Consider the following 15,870-nt stretch of genomic DNA (forward strand, 5'->3'; position numbering starts at 1 on the left):
CTTTTATTTATTTATGCAGAAAGTTTTTCATTTACTTCCTCTTTTGATTTTAAAGCTGATTTTAACATCTGAATAGAAGTATAAGCAATAACCAATATAACTAAATATTTTAATAAGTTCATAGGCATATTACCAACTAAAAATGCTGCTATAAAAACACCTATTGACCCACCTATTGTTATACCCATGGCAGTTTTTCTAGAATAAGCTTCCTCTTTTATAAACTTAATACTTGCAACTGGCATTAATAATGCGCAAGATCCCATCATTATAGGAAAGGCAACCTTAGATGACATTCCTAAGAAATAAACCATGGCCATACAAGGTGCATATAAGCCTATACCTGCTGTCATTAATGCTCCTAATATAAAGTTTCCAATTATACCTGCAATTAGCTTTATACCTGTTAGACCTGTTTCTTCTCCTCCACCAGGCATTAAGTTTATTGATGGATGTGATAAAAGCATCAGTACAGCTGTTATAGCTAATGCTATTCCCATAACCAACTGAATTTTTCTTTCGTCCATTTTTGATATTATACCTGCTCCTATATAAGAACCCAATACCGCTGCTCCCAATAGACTAAGTAGTGTAACAGGGTCAACCTTTATAACAGTAGTAAATATTAATGCTTCTATAATAACAGGAATCGTGTGAGCCACATTTAATGTTCCTGGAATTAATCTATCATCTACATTTTGTTTGAAAACCTTTAAGCAGGCTATAGTTGGTGCAAACGCTCCTATACCTAAGGTATCAAAAAAATCGGTTCCAAGTCCAATTCCAATCGCCTTGAAAATGTTTTCTTCTCCTAATTTGTTTTGTTTTCTAGACTTTGCATAGTCCTTTACATACGCTCCTCCAAAAAGAGCTCCAAATGCTATAAGTAATCCTCTTAATATTGTTACCATCTTTCTTCCCCCGCAATTTTCTTGTGATTTTAAATAATGTCCTTAAACTAGCTTAGATTAAATATAATGTCTTTCATCACCTCTCTAGTACTTTTGAATGATAATTTATATATGCTAAATAATACACTACATCTCAAAAGTATATATTGTAAAAGGGAATAAGTAAATACATATATAAATTATCTATTAAGATCTTTCTGTATATTGTAAAATGTCTATATATTACAATAATATTAAACTTTCAAACTCCGGAATTTGTATTGGTTTTGAATATAAATATCCCTGTGCCATGTCACATCCTATATCACATAAAAACTCCTCTTGTTTACTGGTTTCAACCCCTTCACAGACAACCTTCATATCTAATTCATGTGCTAACTGAACCACTTTTTTTATTACCTTATTCTTAACCTCGGATTCTTCACTATAAACGAGGAATGCCCTATCTATTTTTAGAATATCAGCCGGTATCTCAGTAATAAGATTAAGTGATGAGTATCCACTTCCAAAGTCATCAATAGATAACTTTATTCCTCTTTCGTGCAACTTTTCTATAGCTTTTAACAATATATCTTTATTTTCTATATAAAGTGTCTCGGTAATCTCTATTTCAATCAATGAACTATCTATCTCGTACTTATCTAATATTTCAAAAATCAAATTTATATAGTTAGGATTAGTTAGAAGTTGTCTAGACTGATTTATTGCAATTGAACAAAGACTTTCCCGATTTTCCTTTCTACAACATAAATACTTACATACCTCCTCTAATACAAACAAATCTATCTTCTCTATAAATCCATTGGTTTCAAATATAGGTATAAACTGATTTGGGTAGACTATAGTCCCATCCTTCTTTACCCAACGTATTAGAGCTTCTGCACCAAGTATCTTAAGTGTACTTAGATCAACCTTTGGCTGTAAATATACCTGAAACTCTTTATTTTGTAGTGCAGATTCCATTTCAACTTCTATTTTACTTTCAAGTAAAACTTTTTTCTCTATTTTATCATTATAAATAGCATAATTTAACTTATGGTTTCCTTTTATACTTCTATGGGCCATAGATGCCTTATCAATCATTATAGAAATAGGCTCGTCCTTGTCTTCTACCTTATAAAGCCCAGCTTTAAACTTTAGCTGCAAGCCCAAATTAACTCCAAATTTTATTCCTTCTAATCCTTTTAAGAATTCACTTAAATCAGATAAATCTTCTCCAAGTTTTGCAAGCACGATGAAATTATCCTCAGATATTCTAGCGAAAATCTCTCCGTCCTTTGTCTTCTTCCGTCCTTCTGATGCAATCTTTTTAAGTACATCATCTCCAATATTTACTCCATAATAATGATTTATACTTTTGAACCTACTTATATCAAACTTAATAAAATAATATCCATCTATTCCATACTTTTTTAGTATCTTGGGTCCTTCTTCTTCTAAATAATTTAAATTGTAACTGTCTGTCAACGTGTCATAGTGTCTAGCTTTAATAACTTTTCTTCTATTAATTTCCCATAGACGAACTACCAAAGCTACAATTATAAATAAAATTATTGTTATTATAAAAATATATTCCTCAAAAAACAGACTCCAATTAAATTTTTGTTCAACACTATCGACTGATTCAATTATACTTATTGAATCATATTTTCTATATAATTCAGATTCAAAGTAAGGATTGTCAATTTTAATCTTATCAATTGCCAAATCAATATTTTTCATTATCGCATTATTTTTTTCAGATGTTATAAAATAGAAAGGATCTACCCCGAACTTGGCGACTACTTTTAAGTCATCGTGCCATGATAAATTGCCAACTGCAATTGCATCTACTTCCCCCTTATTTAATGCTTTTGTCACTTCACTATCTGATTTGTACATTACAGCATCATAAGTAAACGAATTCTCCTTTGCATACTTTTCAAATAGTTTATTTTGAAAACTGCCATCTATCATTCCGACTCTCATCCCATTGAATGCTTCTTTATCATCATAATAGATATTTTTATTGTCTTTTGATACATATAGAATGCTTAATTCATATCCAATTGGATACTTTGAAAATTTATATAATTTATCTCTTTCCTCAGTGTACTGGGATGTACATATAAGATCAATTTCTCCTGTCTTTAGCTTTTCAAGGCAGTTTGTCCATGTATCATATACATATTCATATCTCCACCCTGTATATTTTGATATTTCATTTAAGTACTTTACGCCGTACCCATCAAATTTTTTATTTTTGTCCTTTTCGATGAATCCATTATAATTTATATAACCAACTCTAATAACATCATCTGCAAACACTACTTTTGTAAACCCACCTGATATTAGAACAAAACTAAGCAGTACTAATATAACTTTGCATTTTTTCATAAGCTTCCCCCACATTAACTTTGTATATTATTTGTTATAGTTTTTATTTCTAGATTCAAAACCCCTATATCAGTACTCTATTTTTTTAGACAGTATAAATTTAATACATTTAAAGCATATATAATTACTAGTATATCAATTGACAAATAAATATTTCCTCTGACCTAAGTATAATTATACAATTAAATAATTACACCAGCAACAAAATCAAATCCCCCATATCCTATATTTTTAGTTACTTATAATAAATTATAAATTCATATAAAAAAATAGCCCTGTATCAGAAGATACCAAGCTATTTTTCTAAATATTATAACTTACAAACATCCACCCATTCTGTAAATTTAGATGCAACTTCTAATTCATCTAATGTCAGTTCTACACAACTATTGCTACTCCCTGCTGCTGGTAGTACTGTTTCAAATCTTTTCATAGATATGTCAAGGTATACCTTAGTAGATTCATCTTTTATATCAAATGGACAAACCCCACCAACAGCATGTCCAGTATATTTAATTACATCATCAGGTGAAAGCATTTTAGCTCTAGTTTTAAACTTTTCTTTGTACTTCTTATTGTCTATTTTCGTATCACCTGCTGCCACTACTAATATACACTTATCATCTACCTTGAATGATAGAGTTTTTGCAATTTTACCAGGTACAACCCCCGCTACCTTCGCAGCTAGCTCCACTGTAGCACTAGATCCTTGAAATTCTCTTACCCTTTCATCAAATCCCACTGTTTCAAGTAATTCTTAACGTTTTCCAATGCCATTTAATACCCTCCTGTGTTCAGGTTTTTTTACTTTTCAGGCCCTTTTATAAATACCTTTTTTTGGCGATTACTATCTTGTTTTATACTAAGACAATCTATTTCCTCTATATATTTTGAGAATTTTGAATACCCATAATCTCTTACATTAAAGTTCTTATACTTATTATGAATTCTATTTCCAAGTTCACCTAAGAATATTCCATCTCTTCCTTGTGATTTCACTATATTGATTGTATAAGTATCGATTTCATTTTTATTAATCCTGTTATCATTTCTTTCTACACTAATAGATTTGCCTCTCTTAATCATCTTTAACCTTGGCAATTCTACTAAAAACTTAGATAGTAAACTGTATCCGTAATTTCTAACATCAAAATCAGGGTACTTTTTTAATAGTGTACTGCCTATTTCTCCTAACCCAACTACGCCATTTTCCTTTGATGAGATTATTTTTATAATTTCCTCTTCAATCGTCTCCTTTGTTATTATAGTTCCTACAGATAAATTGTTATTCTTTTCTTCTTTATTACAATTTGATAATCCTAATTCTTTTGGAGAAATACCCTCTTCACCTATATCAGAGTCCATCAATAAATTTAGTGATATAAATCTATCGCAAGCCACTCTAAATGGTTTAGGTGTTTTCTCTTCTCCCATTCCTATTACTAACATGCCGTCTTCTCTTAACCTACTAGCCAACTTTGTAAAATCACTATCACTAGATACTATACAAAATCCCTCAACGCTTTTAGTGTAAAGTATATCCATTGCATCAATAATCATCGCCGAATCTGTTGAATTTTTCCCTCTAGTATAACTAAACTGTTGAACTGGGTTTATGGAATTTTCAAGTAACGCGTCTTTCCAACTAGACGAAGTCGTCTCAGTCCAATCACCATATATCCTTTTATAAGTGGCTACACCATACTGTGAAATCTCATCCAAAATATACTTGACATATTTTACTGAAATATTATCCGCATCAATTAATAATGCAAACCTTTTTTCCTCCATATTTTATACCTCTCTACTTTATATATATTATTTAAGTTGCTTTAATTTAATCTAAAATAATTTCTTATACCAAAACTTCCAAAAATTTATTTTATTCTGCCTACTTTTATCTTAGCATATTAAAGACTTTTTCTCATTAAAAAATCAATTTACACAAGTTAAAATAGATAAAAAAGGCTGTAACCAGTAATTTAAATCATTGGTTACAGCCTCTTTTATCTATTCCCATACTCTTTTTATTCCCACCAATTCCTGAACATATCCATATAGCGATACAGGAGACATAATCATCTGATAAGCTAATATAAATATAATAAATCCGATGTGGTTTTTTCTAACTCTTAAGTTTAAATTTTTAAATACTACTTTAGATTGAAAACGATACAAAATCCAAAAACTAGCTAAGGTCAATGGTAGTACTAATAACATCATAGGTCCTACTATATAATACTTTTTGAAAAATAAGGCTAAAATTAATCCTGGTATCCAAAAGAATGTATAGCTAAAATCCATGTATAGTATAATTAAATCTATCCCTGTCAAGAATTTATAAAATACAAGCGGTTGTTGCCAAGGCTTTACTTCTCTTAGAGCTTCTATCATTCCTCTTGCCCACCTCGATCGCTGTTTTACAAAGTGTGATAATTTTATCGGTACATCAGTAAAAGCTACAGCCATTGGTTCAAAGTAAACCCTATTTCCTTCTTTTAACATTTTCCATGTCAAAACTATATCCTCTCAGACCAACCTCCTAATCTCTTTACAGTATCGGTCTTGTAAAGAGAAAAAGCTCCCTGAGCAACCAAAGTTCCCTGATATAAACCTTGCATTCTTTTTATCGATGCTATACTTAGGAAATAATCCCACTCTTGTACCTTTGCTAATAAATTGTCCCTACTATTTCTAACAAGCATAGAACCCGCAACAGCGACAACATCTTCGGGAGAACTATTCATTCTTGAAACCAGAAAATTTATTGCATCTTTGTGAATAAGTGTATCCGCATCCAAGGTTATAACATATTTTGTATCTACAAAGTTTAGACCATGATTAAGAGCATTGAACTTACCTGGTGTAGGTTCATGTAACAAAAGTATGTCCATATTCAATTCATCAATCGCGCGCCCTACCTCTTTAGCTGTATTATCTGTAGAATTATTATCTATTACAATAGTTTTTATATATCCATTATATTTCTGCTTTTTTATATAATTCAATGTATCAAATATACCCGCCTCTTCATTGTAAGCGGCTATTAATAAAGTTACGCTATCCGTTGGATTTTGATTCTTAACCTTGGGCTGCCTATCTAAGATTAAACTACTTACTAGAAAAGCATTCATAAACCCAGGCACATATGCAACTCCTGCAATTACAATATATGCAATCATAGGTGATGTGATTTTACTTAAATCTTCTATCCAATTTCTGGATACCTCAAATGATATAAGTACCCATAGTAATGCAATTAATATACTTATATAAAACTTAGCATGAACTGAAATATACAGTCCTTTAGATTTTTTTGTCGTTTCTAATGAATTTTCCATCTCCTCCATTAGACTCTCATTTTTTAATATCCACCCCCATCTTGTTAAGTTTTGTATAGTTGACTTATACCCAGACTTAATATATTTAAATATATAATATCATATTTATTATTAAATTAATTTTACACATATTTGAATTAAAGTTAATTTTTTCATAGTATTCATAAATTTTGTATGAATATTCCTCTTGATAAATAAAAATAATCTATTAAATGACAAAATGACCTATCAAAATCAATATTGATTTTAATTAGGTCATTTTGTCATTCATTATTTAATTGTTATTTAATATAGTCTAAACTGTATCCTTTGCTCTCTTTAATCCACCTTCTGGTTGAGGTAAGTTTTCTATATCTATTTTTTTTATATCACAATAGTGTTCAAAAAATTCTCTTGCTAGGTCCTCTTCATTAGTACCCTTTTTGAGTTCACAAATATCTCTTAGAATTTGTGCAGATTGAGTGTTACTTAGATATCTATGTAATCCACTGCCAAAAACTATTTTCTCTGGTCTATTAGGGTTAAAATAATAATTCCAGAATTTAAGTTTCTTAGCCTCTAATGGAGATAGTTTTATCCTATACTTAGGGTTGGCTCCGACACATCCTTCTGAATCTCTATCTCCTCTATAATCTTCATCAATTAGAAATACTGCAAAAATAAATCTATCCTTATCTTTTGCATGTGGAAGTCGCGTTGTAAGCAGAGCTAAACTATTCCCTCTGGCATTTCTTAGTGTCATTGGGCTGCCTTTTCTTTTTCCTGTTTGTACTATCCCAGCATAGGCACGCCACTCATTTAGTACTTTGCTCTCATAACATACAAATCCATCGTCTTCGTAAGCATTTACAAGCTCTTCCCTTGTTAAATCTCCATTTAAATAACGATAGCATGGTGAATCTTCTCCACCGCACCATACATGCTTTGCCTTGTAAATATTGTATTCTATGGTTTCCTTTGTACATGGACTTGTAAAACCTACTCTGTCCTCACCTGCTCCACCATCACAATAATTACATTTAAAAGCTATGTTGCTTAATCCATCCGTTTTCCTTGGTGTAGAGCTCTTTCTCGTTCTGCTATTTTTCTTAGCTTCTACTATATCCTCTATTCGTTGTTTTTCAGCTTTTTTAAGTTCATTTTCCTTTTTAACTTCATCTTCTTTGTCTACTTCTATTTGATCTATAAAAGCTCTATTTTCTATTTCTAAAAACTTACCAAATGAAGAAGGATACTGGAATGTTTTTTCTTCATCATAGTTGTCAAATAGTACTGTGATGCGGTTATCTTCAAACTTTACTATCTTTCCTCTTCCAAATGTCCTATGTCTTACTATTTCTCCACAAAATCCCAAATTTACACCCCCATTATGATAGTACAGCATTTCCATCTATATATATGGTAACACAGTTGGAAGATATTTTCATGCTTTAAGATACATTATAAGCTTTTATAGTACTTTGCTTTAAACAAAGCCCCATAAACTAAATAAAAAACACTACTTTTATTTATAAAATTCTTTAATTTCTATATTTATAAATTTGGATATCATTTCACGGTATACCGCTTCTACAATATCTGGATTTGCACCATACATTTCCGATTTTTCACGAACTTTACTGATTACCTCTTCTACTCGCTTTGGAGCCTTTGCACCTTCTTCATCTTTCTTAAAAGATGATGCTTGTAATACATAATCTCCTCTTTCAGCAATAAGTTTAATAATTTCACTATCAATCTTATCAATATTTTCTCTAACTTCTTCTAAATTTTTACATTTCATAATAACTCTCCTCTACAAATTTCAATTTGATTTATCATAAAGATCACATATCCTAATTTATTTTTACAACGGTAAATCTTTTTTTATAAACCATATAGCCCCAGATACATAAAGTACAAAAGCTATTATAAGCATAGCTATATTTGCTAAAATAACATCTCCTGAACCACTGACAATAGACTCCCCTGGCAGCATCGTATAAATAGTTAGGTATTTTAACTTTTCTAAATCTCCTCCCATATTAGAAAGCATCTCAATCAAATAAAAACCTATCGGTAAACCAACACCAACTGATACATACCCCTTTGATTCATTGAAAAAACAAGCTGAAAATACTGCAATTCCGCTAACCATTAAGTGTAATAATACAGTGCTGAAATTTAACGATATATATTTATCTATATCTAGTTTTCCGGGAAACATTATCTCACTGCAAGCTAAGCCTATTAATGTTACAAGTACAATCAAAACTACTACACTAATCGCAATAGATACTAACTGAGTAAATATAATCTTTTTTCTCGAGTTCGGTGTTGATAAAAGGCATGCCATAGATCCATTATCCACATATTTCATAATTAGCTTATTTACCAACATAACTTCAAAAATCATCGGCACTATTATCATCAAGAATCCATATAGGTAAGTGTTAATAAACTCTATTAAAGTTCCAACACCTCCAGACATTCCCATTGCCGACATAAATCCTGGCATCATTTCAGAGTACTGATTAAGTAAATCAGCCATTTCTGGATCAAACATCCAAATAATTATAGATGTATACATCGCAAGAACAGCCAAAAATATTAACATAAATTTTATCGATGCTATCATATTACGTTTGAAAAGCGGTAAAGAAATCATTAGTTCTCACCTCCATAAAAATGTAGAAAAATTTCCTCTAAGGACTGTGTTCTAACATCTAAATCTTTTATATAGTACTGAGTAAGTTCATTTAAAAATTCATTGACCTCTCCTCTAACAGCAACTATAACCTTTTGCGAATTTTGTTCAATGACATCATTTCTAGACTTAGTAAAATCTATAGCTTTTTTTTCATCCGAGAATGTAATAATATACGATTTTTGCTTTTTCTGTTGCAAACTTTTCATATCTTCAACATCAACTATTTTACCATTTTTAATAATCGCCGTTCTGTCACAAGTACGTTCTATTTCCTCAAATATATGAGAAGACATAAATATAGTTTTTCCTCTCTTCTTTTCTTCTAGTATAAGATCAATAAATCTGTTTTGCATAAGGGGATCTAATCCACTAGTTGGCTCGTCAAGAATAATAACATCGGGGTCATCCATAAATGCACATATAATTCCTATTTTTTGTTTCATACCCTTAGACATTTTTTTAATTTTACCCTTTGGATCCAATTCAAAACGATTCATAAGCTCAAGCATTCTTGACTTATCTTTTTGTCCTTTCATTGAGGCTATAAATTCAAGCATTTGTTCTCCATTTAAGTCATCTAAAAATGTAATCTCTCCTGCCAAATACCCAAGATTTTTTTGTATATTTTCTGCATCCCTATAGCAATCCATCCCCATAACTTTACACTCTCCGCTAGATGGCCTTATAAAGCCCATTAGATTACGAATAGTTGTAGTTTTTCCCGCTCCATTTGGTCCTAAAAATCCAAACACTTCACCCTGCTTTACTTCTAGATTTATATCAAAAATTCCTTTACCACTCCCATAGTCTTTGGTAAGATTTTTTATTTGAATTATATCCTTCATAGATATTCCTCCTTGTAATAACTTTTTCTCCAAAACTCAATCAACCTTATAAACTTATCTTCTAGAATATCAATATTTAAGCTATCTCTTGCATAGGTGATTTTTTATATGAGTTTTTAGAAAACACCTCAAACCCAGCGTTAATTATCACATCCCTTTTTTCCCTTGGCATTTTGTAAAACTTGTTATTCATTTAATACCCCCTTTATAGACCATACCAGTCAATTTATATTAATATTAAACCTATTGACCGTTTTTGAGAAGAGTAAAAAGGAGCGAAAATCATTATAATTTTCACTCCTTTTTTAAAATAAGCATTATGCATAGCTTTCCTGTATTAATTCTCCTAAATTATTGATTATTTTAATATAAGGAAAATCCTTAAAATCATCGAATGTTGTAGTCCCTGTTGTCACACCAACAAAATCAACATTTGCATTTAGTGCTGTCTTAGCATCCACCAAACTATCTCCAATATACAAGACTCTTGTTTTATCCTCATTAAGTTTTTCAATTGCATATAAAAGTCCTTCTGGATCTGGTTTGGCAACTTTAACATCGCCACCACCAATAATAATATCAACCATAGAAGTTATATTGTACATTTCTAAGGTTTCCATTATTCTATATCTATATTTCGTAGATATAATTCCTATCTTCTTCCCTTGTTCCTTTAATTTTTTTATCATAGGGATAGTTTCTGGATATAGCTTTGTATTTGCTGTCATTACTTCATTGGCTTTATCTACGTATTCTTTTCTATATCTCTCGATAACCCCACTATCTTCTATACCTGTCATTTCAATAAATGCCTGTTCTAATGTCAGTCCTATTGTTTTTTTTATTACTTCATCAGATATATTTTTAAAACCATTGTTGTTTAATACAAATTGAAAACAAGTTACTATTCCCACTTCCGAATCAGCTAACGTATAATCAAAGTCAAATAAATAAGTACTATATTCTATATTTTTCAAAACACTATTCCCCCTTTTCAGTGATAAATTATCAATCGTGATAACTTTATTTCAGTATATTTCATAAATAGAAATATTATTTTATATTTTACCATACATATGTTTAATAAACACAACCCATCAATACAAAACTCTTTCTATATACTATACAAATTTCCTAATTATTATAAAAAAAACACCTTATAGTAAAGGTATAGTTATTTAAACTATTAAAACCCTCTACTATAAGGCATATTCTTATACTTATAAACTATTACTTAAGTATATCTTTTATTGCTTTATCATTTATTGTAAACTGTGGGCATCCCATAGATCCTGGCGCTACTTCATACTCATCAAACACAATTACTAGTTTCCCATTTTTATCCATGTAGAAATTTTGATCTTTTTTAATAGATTCGAAATTGGCACTATTATCAACCGGATCATTTATAAAGTAAGACACACTAGAATTATCATTCATTTGCTCATTCATCTGATTTTTTATGTCTTTAGTTATTATATCTATATAATTAGTATCCTTCTTAAATATATCCTTAAGTTCTACAATATCACCAGTTCTCTTATCTATATTATAGTATTTAGAATACTGATTTCCACTAGCTTCTGTTTCAGATACATTGATACAAAGTGTAAACCAATTTTCATTATCCGTAACAACATCATAAGATACATCAAGTCCTTGCTTTCCACCTTTTGTTTCTATGTCTTTATCAAATTTATTAATAAGCATTGATGTATACTCTTTAGCTTTTTCATTAGTGATTTTTATGCCTTCTGTCATAGATTTGTCGTCTTCTACTTTAATCTGTGGTGTGACTACACTTGCATGGTGATTTTCATCATTAAAATCAAATCTTCCAAATGTAATTACATTCACTGTCTTTCCTATAACAGGTATTCTTTCCATAGCTCTTGCAACATTCTCACTACTATTAGATAAAAATACAAAGAATGCAAACGTAGCTGCTATACCCAAACCAGTATTCTTTATATTTCTTAAAAATTTATATTTTCTCTTATCTCTCTTTGCGTTCTCAATCGATTTTTTCATTCTCTTAATCCCCTCTTCTGGAACTATATGATTTCTATACTCTTCTCTTAATTTATCTAAGCCTAATTCATCTATTTTCTTATTTTCTTTCATATTTAGCTCCTCCATTTATTTTAAAAGTTTTAACTGCAACTTTTTTAATGTTCTATAAAGCTTTGTCTTAACTGTATTCATATTTTCATCTACTATTTCTGCAATCTGACTAATTTCCAAATCCTCAAAGTACCTAAGTGTTATAATTGCTCTTTCTGTTGGAGGTAACATGTCTATAGATTTTCTCAAGTCGACGTCTTGATAAGTATCTTTTGAGATAAGGTCTTCTTCCTGAATCTCTCTAGACTCTCTTTTATTTTTCCTCAAGAACCCTAGGGCTTCATTGATCATTATTCTATAGATCCATGTGTCGATGTATTCTACACTTTTTAAGGATTCACTTTTCAAAATTGCTTTATAAGCACCTTCTTGCACAATATCCATCGCATCTGATTCATTATGAACATAACTATATGCAAGTCGGTAATACTTGTTATAATTTTTTATGAGATTTTCATTTATAAGATTTTCCATAACGTTATTCATCTTTACCCTCCTTTGTAGCTACAACTATTAGATGCTGCTCCTCTATATAAAGTTTCAATTTTTATAATATAATCTATAATAATTTTTTATTAAGACACAATTATCATCTTTTTTAGGATATATATAATTTTTATATTTTCAATACTTTTTTTAGTAATTTTATAATATTTTTTCTATACTAAACTATATTTCTATATATAAATTCTATATGCTCTCTATATAATTGACATTTATTTCTATAAAATGCTATATTTTATGTGTTGTTGTAAGTTAAAAATCTTTTTATACTAATTATTAGGAGGAATTTATTTATGAAAGATGTAAGAGCTATGTCTAAAGCCATGGGACAAGGTATGGGTAATTTAGGAAAAGAAAATCCTGAAGCAATGGGTGCTTTAAATGGATTTATAGGAGCAGCACTTTCTGAAGGAAAAGTATCTTTAAAAACAAAAGAATTAATAGCTGTTGGAATAGCTGCATACAGTCGTTGTGAATATTGCATAGTTAGCCATGTTGCTAATGCATTCAAAGCTGGATGTACTAGAGAAGAAATAATAGAAGCCGCTACAGTAGCTATTGCTTTTGGTGGAGGTCCTACTGCTGCATACACTGCAACAACTTTAATGGATGCTGTCAATGAATTTGAAAAGGATTTCAAATAAATATAACTACATAAAAATATAAATGCTTGAATAATTAAAAACCCTGTAAGTATTATCAATATCTACTTCACAGGGTTTATATATTATATAATTTAAACTTTTACTCTAATACAATTCTATATTTTTAAGTTTACTTGAATTAATAGCATTATAGCACTAAATATAGCTATATATCCCATAAGTGGCATTATAAACTTCAACCATTTATCATAGGTTATATCAACCATAGAAAGTGTTGCCAAAATCAAACCTGTAGGTGTTATAAATGCTATCAAGCCTATACCATAAAGATAAGCAGATATTATAACATCCCTTGGCAAACCAACAGCATCTGCAAGTGGTGCCATTATAGGTATGGATAGAACTGCCAATCCAGAAGATGACGGTATAAAGAATCCTAACACTATAAAAACCAAAAGCATTAAAACTATAAATATATTTGGATTCATTCCAGCAATTGATCTAGAGAAAAACTCTAATATAGTGTCTGAAATCAAACCATTCTCTAGTACTAAGTTTATACTTCTAGCAACTCCTATAACAAGTGCAACACTTATTAATTCACTTGCACCTGTTAAAAACTGGTTTACAAATTCCTTTTCACCTAATCCTGATAAGAAACCAATTAATATAGCTGATACTAGGAATAATCCTGTCATTTCAGGGAACCACCAACCTAAATTAGGGTTAGATACTCCATATATCATGACAATAAAAGTCACTAAAAATAAAAGTAATATTATCTTAAATCTTAGGGTTAAAGGTGGAGCTTCACCTTGACTTGCAAATTTCTTTTCTATCTGCTCCTTGTCCTCATAGACTATAGATTTTGTAGGGTCTTCTTTTACTTTCTTAGCATATTTTAATATATACACTACTGTAATCAATGTCCCTATAATAAGTGCAGCTACTCTAAAATAAAGTCCATTTGTAAAACTTATACCTGCTGCGTTAGAACCTATAACGGCTGAAAAAGGGTTTACCGTTGAAAACATAGTACCAATCGATGATCCCATGTAAATTGCAGCTATACATACGAGAACATCATAGTTTGCAGCTAAGAATACTGGCACTAATATAGGATAAAGTGCTATGGTTTCCTCCGCTAATCCAAAGGTAGTCCCACCAAGAGCTATTAGGAAAGTTATAAACACTATTAGTAGATACTCCCTTCCCTTTGTTATTCTTGAAAGAGATGCTATTCCTGCATTAAATGCGCCAATGTTATTTAAGACTCCAATAATTCCTCCTATTATGAATACGAATAATATAATGTCTATAGTGTCATAAACTCCATTTACTGGTGATAAAATTATGTCGACTATCCCCTGAGGTTGCTGTTCAACTTTTTCATAAGTTCCTGGAATTGCGATAGGTTTATTAATATCGCCATCAGTAAACTTAGATATTTCATTAACAATTTTAAGTTTGTCTAAAGTCTCCTGAGTCGCCGGCATCTCCTTTACTTCCCCAGAAGGAGATGTAACCTCAAACATTGAAGAAGATGCGTTATAAGAAAGTTTAGAGTAAGATCCAGCCGGTATTATGTAGGTTAATGCCGAAGCTAGAATAAGAACAATAAACAATACTGTAAACGCTGTTGGAAACGAAAACTTCCTTTTCTTTTTTTCCATGTTAATACCCCCTAATATAATTTTCATAAAACATAAATTCAGCACCCTTTTCTAACTATATAATACTATAGTTTTTTGCAAAAAAGAAGCTATTTTACAGTATTCTTGATATTATTTTAATAATTCTAAATGTTTTTATAGCCCCGAAAACTCCTTTTCTGACTTTTATGTCTTATACCCTCCAACTAAAAATAGTAGCAGTGAAAATAGTAATGAGAGAGATTATTACTTTTTGATTTATTAAATAGGTTTACTTTATTATCTTCCAAGCCTCGATTAATTTCTCTAATGTATAGGCTGCATTTGCAGGACTCGTTGAGGGAAGTTCTATTATAGGTCTACCTATTTTTTGTTCACTAAACTTACTATATAGCTTACCTGCAGCCTTGCCATTTGCAAATATATGCTCGATATCACAATTATCTAAAACCCTCCCCAAATCGGTTACCTCTACATTTTTTATACTGCTATCACTTGATCCTATTATGTCACAACTATCAATGACATCCCAAACTGCAATATTAGATTCAATAAGCATTTTTTTCTTTTCTTCTACAGTTTTAGGCTCATCATATCCGTATATAGATGATATTACCTTCCAAAATCTATTTCTTGGATGTCCATAATAAAATCCTTCTTCTCTAGATTTTACAGATGGAAGACTTCCTAGTATTAATATTCTGGAATTACTATCAAATACAGGATCAAATGTGTGTTTTATTCTTTTGTACTCTCCCTTAGATTTTATATTTTTCATATTTAAGCTCCTTTTGATAAAATTTTAAACATTAAAATTTCCCCT

At 30.5% G+C, this 15,870-nt stretch carries 16 protein-coding genes; 1 reads left to right on the forward strand and 15 read right to left on the reverse strand.

Translation table 11 applies throughout. From position 1 onward, the window contains the following. Positions 1–11: 11 nt before the first annotated feature. The 13 genes from BUB34_RS00730 to BUB34_RS00785 all read right to left on the reverse strand — a co-directional run bounded on the left by BUB34_RS00730 (position 12) and on the right by BUB34_RS00785 (position 12,772). The gene (locus BUB34_RS00730) at positions 12–911 is read right to left on the reverse strand and encodes a sulfite exporter TauE/SafE family protein (RefSeq protein ID WP_073123262.1); all 900 of its coding nucleotides are present in this window, start codon (positions 909–911) and stop codon (positions 12–14) included. Positions 912–1,133: 222 nt separating this feature from the next. Next, a complete protein-coding gene (locus tag BUB34_RS00735) occupies positions 1,134–3,287 on the reverse strand; it encodes an EAL domain-containing protein (protein WP_073123264.1) in 2,154 nt (717 codons plus the stop codon). A 310-nt stretch (positions 3,288–3,597) separates the two neighbouring features. Further along, positions 3,598–4,029 (reverse strand): YbaK/EbsC family protein, encoded by a 432-nt coding sequence (locus BUB34_RS00740; protein WP_143153275.1) that lies wholly within the window; start codon positions 4,027–4,029, stop codon positions 3,598–3,600. 62 nt (positions 4,030–4,091) lie between these two features. Next, positions 4,092–5,078 (reverse strand): NYN domain-containing protein, encoded by a 987-nt coding sequence (locus BUB34_RS00745; protein WP_073123266.1) that lies wholly within the window; start codon positions 5,076–5,078, stop codon positions 4,092–4,094. 219 nt (positions 5,079–5,297) lie between these two features. Further along, positions 5,298–5,804 carry a glycosyltransferase gene (locus BUB34_RS13455; RefSeq protein WP_242948788.1) on the reverse strand — a complete coding sequence of 169 codons (507 nt, stop codon included), beginning with the start codon at positions 5,802–5,804 and terminating at the stop codon, positions 5,298–5,300. Between the two features lie 2 nt (positions 5,805–5,806). Further along, on the reverse strand, positions 5,807–6,628 hold the full coding sequence (locus tag BUB34_RS13460) for a glycosyltransferase family 2 protein (RefSeq protein WP_242948789.1): 822 nt from the start codon (positions 6,626–6,628) through the stop codon (positions 5,807–5,809). Positions 6,629–6,923: 295 nt separating this feature from the next. Further along, complete coding sequence (locus tag BUB34_RS13465; RefSeq protein ID WP_242948790.1) at positions 6,924–7,982, reverse strand: hypothetical protein; 1,059 nt, start codon at positions 7,980–7,982, stop codon at positions 6,924–6,926. 150 nt (positions 7,983–8,132) lie between these two features. Then, complete coding sequence (locus BUB34_RS00760) at positions 8,133–8,411, reverse strand: chorismate mutase (RefSeq protein ID WP_073123268.1); 279 nt, start codon at positions 8,409–8,411, stop codon at positions 8,133–8,135. A gap of 63 nt (positions 8,412–8,474) precedes the next feature. Continuing rightward, on the reverse strand, positions 8,475–9,275 hold the full coding sequence (locus BUB34_RS00765; protein ID WP_073123269.1) for an ABC transporter permease subunit: 801 nt from the start codon (positions 9,273–9,275) through the stop codon (positions 8,475–8,477). Continuing rightward, positions 9,275–10,162 carry an ABC transporter ATP-binding protein gene (locus tag BUB34_RS00770; protein ID WP_073123271.1) on the reverse strand — a complete coding sequence of 296 codons (888 nt, stop codon included), beginning with the start codon at positions 10,160–10,162 and terminating at the stop codon, positions 9,275–9,277. The genes BUB34_RS00765 and BUB34_RS00770 overlap by 1 nt, the downstream gene beginning before the upstream one ends. A gap of 317 nt (positions 10,163–10,479) precedes the next feature. Further along, complete coding sequence (locus BUB34_RS00775) at positions 10,480–11,139, reverse strand: HAD family hydrolase (protein ID WP_242948791.1); 660 nt, start codon at positions 11,137–11,139, stop codon at positions 10,480–10,482. 253 nt (positions 11,140–11,392) lie between these two features. Then, positions 11,393–12,286 carry an RsiV family protein gene (locus BUB34_RS00780; protein ID WP_073123273.1) on the reverse strand — a complete coding sequence of 298 codons (894 nt, stop codon included), beginning with the start codon at positions 12,284–12,286 and terminating at the stop codon, positions 11,393–11,395. 15 nt (positions 12,287–12,301) lie between these two features. Beyond that, a complete protein-coding gene (locus BUB34_RS00785) occupies positions 12,302–12,772 on the reverse strand; it encodes an RNA polymerase sigma factor (RefSeq protein WP_073123275.1) in 471 nt (156 codons plus the stop codon). A gap of 311 nt (positions 12,773–13,083) precedes the next feature. On the opposite strand from BUB34_RS00785, the gene BUB34_RS00790 reads away from it, so the two are divergent. After that, positions 13,084–13,434 (forward strand): carboxymuconolactone decarboxylase family protein, encoded by a 351-nt coding sequence (locus tag BUB34_RS00790; RefSeq protein WP_073123277.1) that lies wholly within the window; start codon positions 13,084–13,086, stop codon positions 13,432–13,434. A 116-nt stretch (positions 13,435–13,550) separates the two neighbouring features. On the opposite strand, the gene BUB34_RS00795 is transcribed toward BUB34_RS00790, so the two are convergent. Further along, the gene (locus tag BUB34_RS00795) at positions 13,551–15,068 is read right to left on the reverse strand and encodes a YfcC family protein (protein ID WP_073123279.1); all 1,518 of its coding nucleotides are present in this window, start codon (positions 15,066–15,068) and stop codon (positions 13,551–13,553) included. Positions 15,069–15,318: 250 nt separating this feature from the next. After that, the gene (locus tag BUB34_RS00800) at positions 15,319–15,825 is read right to left on the reverse strand and encodes a DNA-deoxyinosine glycosylase (protein ID WP_073123281.1); all 507 of its coding nucleotides are present in this window, start codon (positions 15,823–15,825) and stop codon (positions 15,319–15,321) included. Positions 15,826–15,870: the final 45 nt, after the last annotated feature.

This window comes from Asaccharospora irregularis DSM 2635 (genome assembly GCF_900129815.1).
Classification (GTDB): Bacteria; Bacillota; Clostridia; order Peptostreptococcales; family Peptostreptococcaceae; genus Asaccharospora; species Asaccharospora irregularis.

Bases quoted from the DNA above. Each gene is read 5' to 3' on its own strand.
- BUB34_RS00730 (WP_073123262.1), bottom strand. From the start codon at position 911: ATGGTAACAATATTAAGAGGATTACTTATAGCATTTGGAGCTCTTTTT.
- BUB34_RS00735 (WP_073123264.1), bottom strand. From the start codon at position 3,287: ATGAAAAAATGCAAAGTTATATTAGTACTGCTTAGTTTTGTTCTAATA.
- BUB34_RS00745 (WP_073123266.1), bottom strand. From the start codon at position 5,078: ATGGAGGAAAAAAGGTTTGCATTATTAATTGATGCGGATAATATTTCA.
- BUB34_RS13460 (WP_242948789.1), bottom strand. From the start codon at position 6,628: ATGGAAAATTCATTAGAAACGACAAAAAAATCTAAAGGACTGTATATT.
- BUB34_RS00760 (WP_073123268.1), bottom strand. From the start codon at position 8,411: ATGAAATGTAAAAATTTAGAAGAAGTTAGAGAAAATATTGATAAGATT.
- BUB34_RS00765 (WP_073123269.1), bottom strand. From the start codon at position 9,275: ATGATTTCTTTACCGCTTTTCAAACGTAATATGATAGCATCGATAAAA.
- BUB34_RS00770 (WP_073123271.1), bottom strand. From the start codon at position 10,162: ATGAAGGATATAATTCAAATAAAAAATCTTACCAAAGACTATGGGAGT.
- BUB34_RS00780 (WP_073123273.1), bottom strand. From the start codon at position 12,286: ATGAAAGAAAATAAGAAAATAGATGAATTAGGCTTAGATAAATTAAGA.
- BUB34_RS00785 (WP_073123275.1), bottom strand. From the start codon at position 12,772: ATGAATAACGTTATGGAAAATCTTATAAATGAAAATCTCATAAAAAAT.
- BUB34_RS00790 (WP_073123277.1), top strand. From the start codon at position 13,084: ATGAAAGATGTAAGAGCTATGTCTAAAGCCATGGGACAAGGTATGGGT.
- BUB34_RS00795 (WP_073123279.1), bottom strand. From the start codon at position 15,068: ATGGAAAAAAAGAAAAGGAAGTTTTCGTTTCCAACAGCGTTTACAGTA.
- BUB34_RS00800 (WP_073123281.1), bottom strand. From the start codon at position 15,825: ATGAAAAATATAAAATCTAAGGGAGAGTACAAAAGAATAAAACACACA.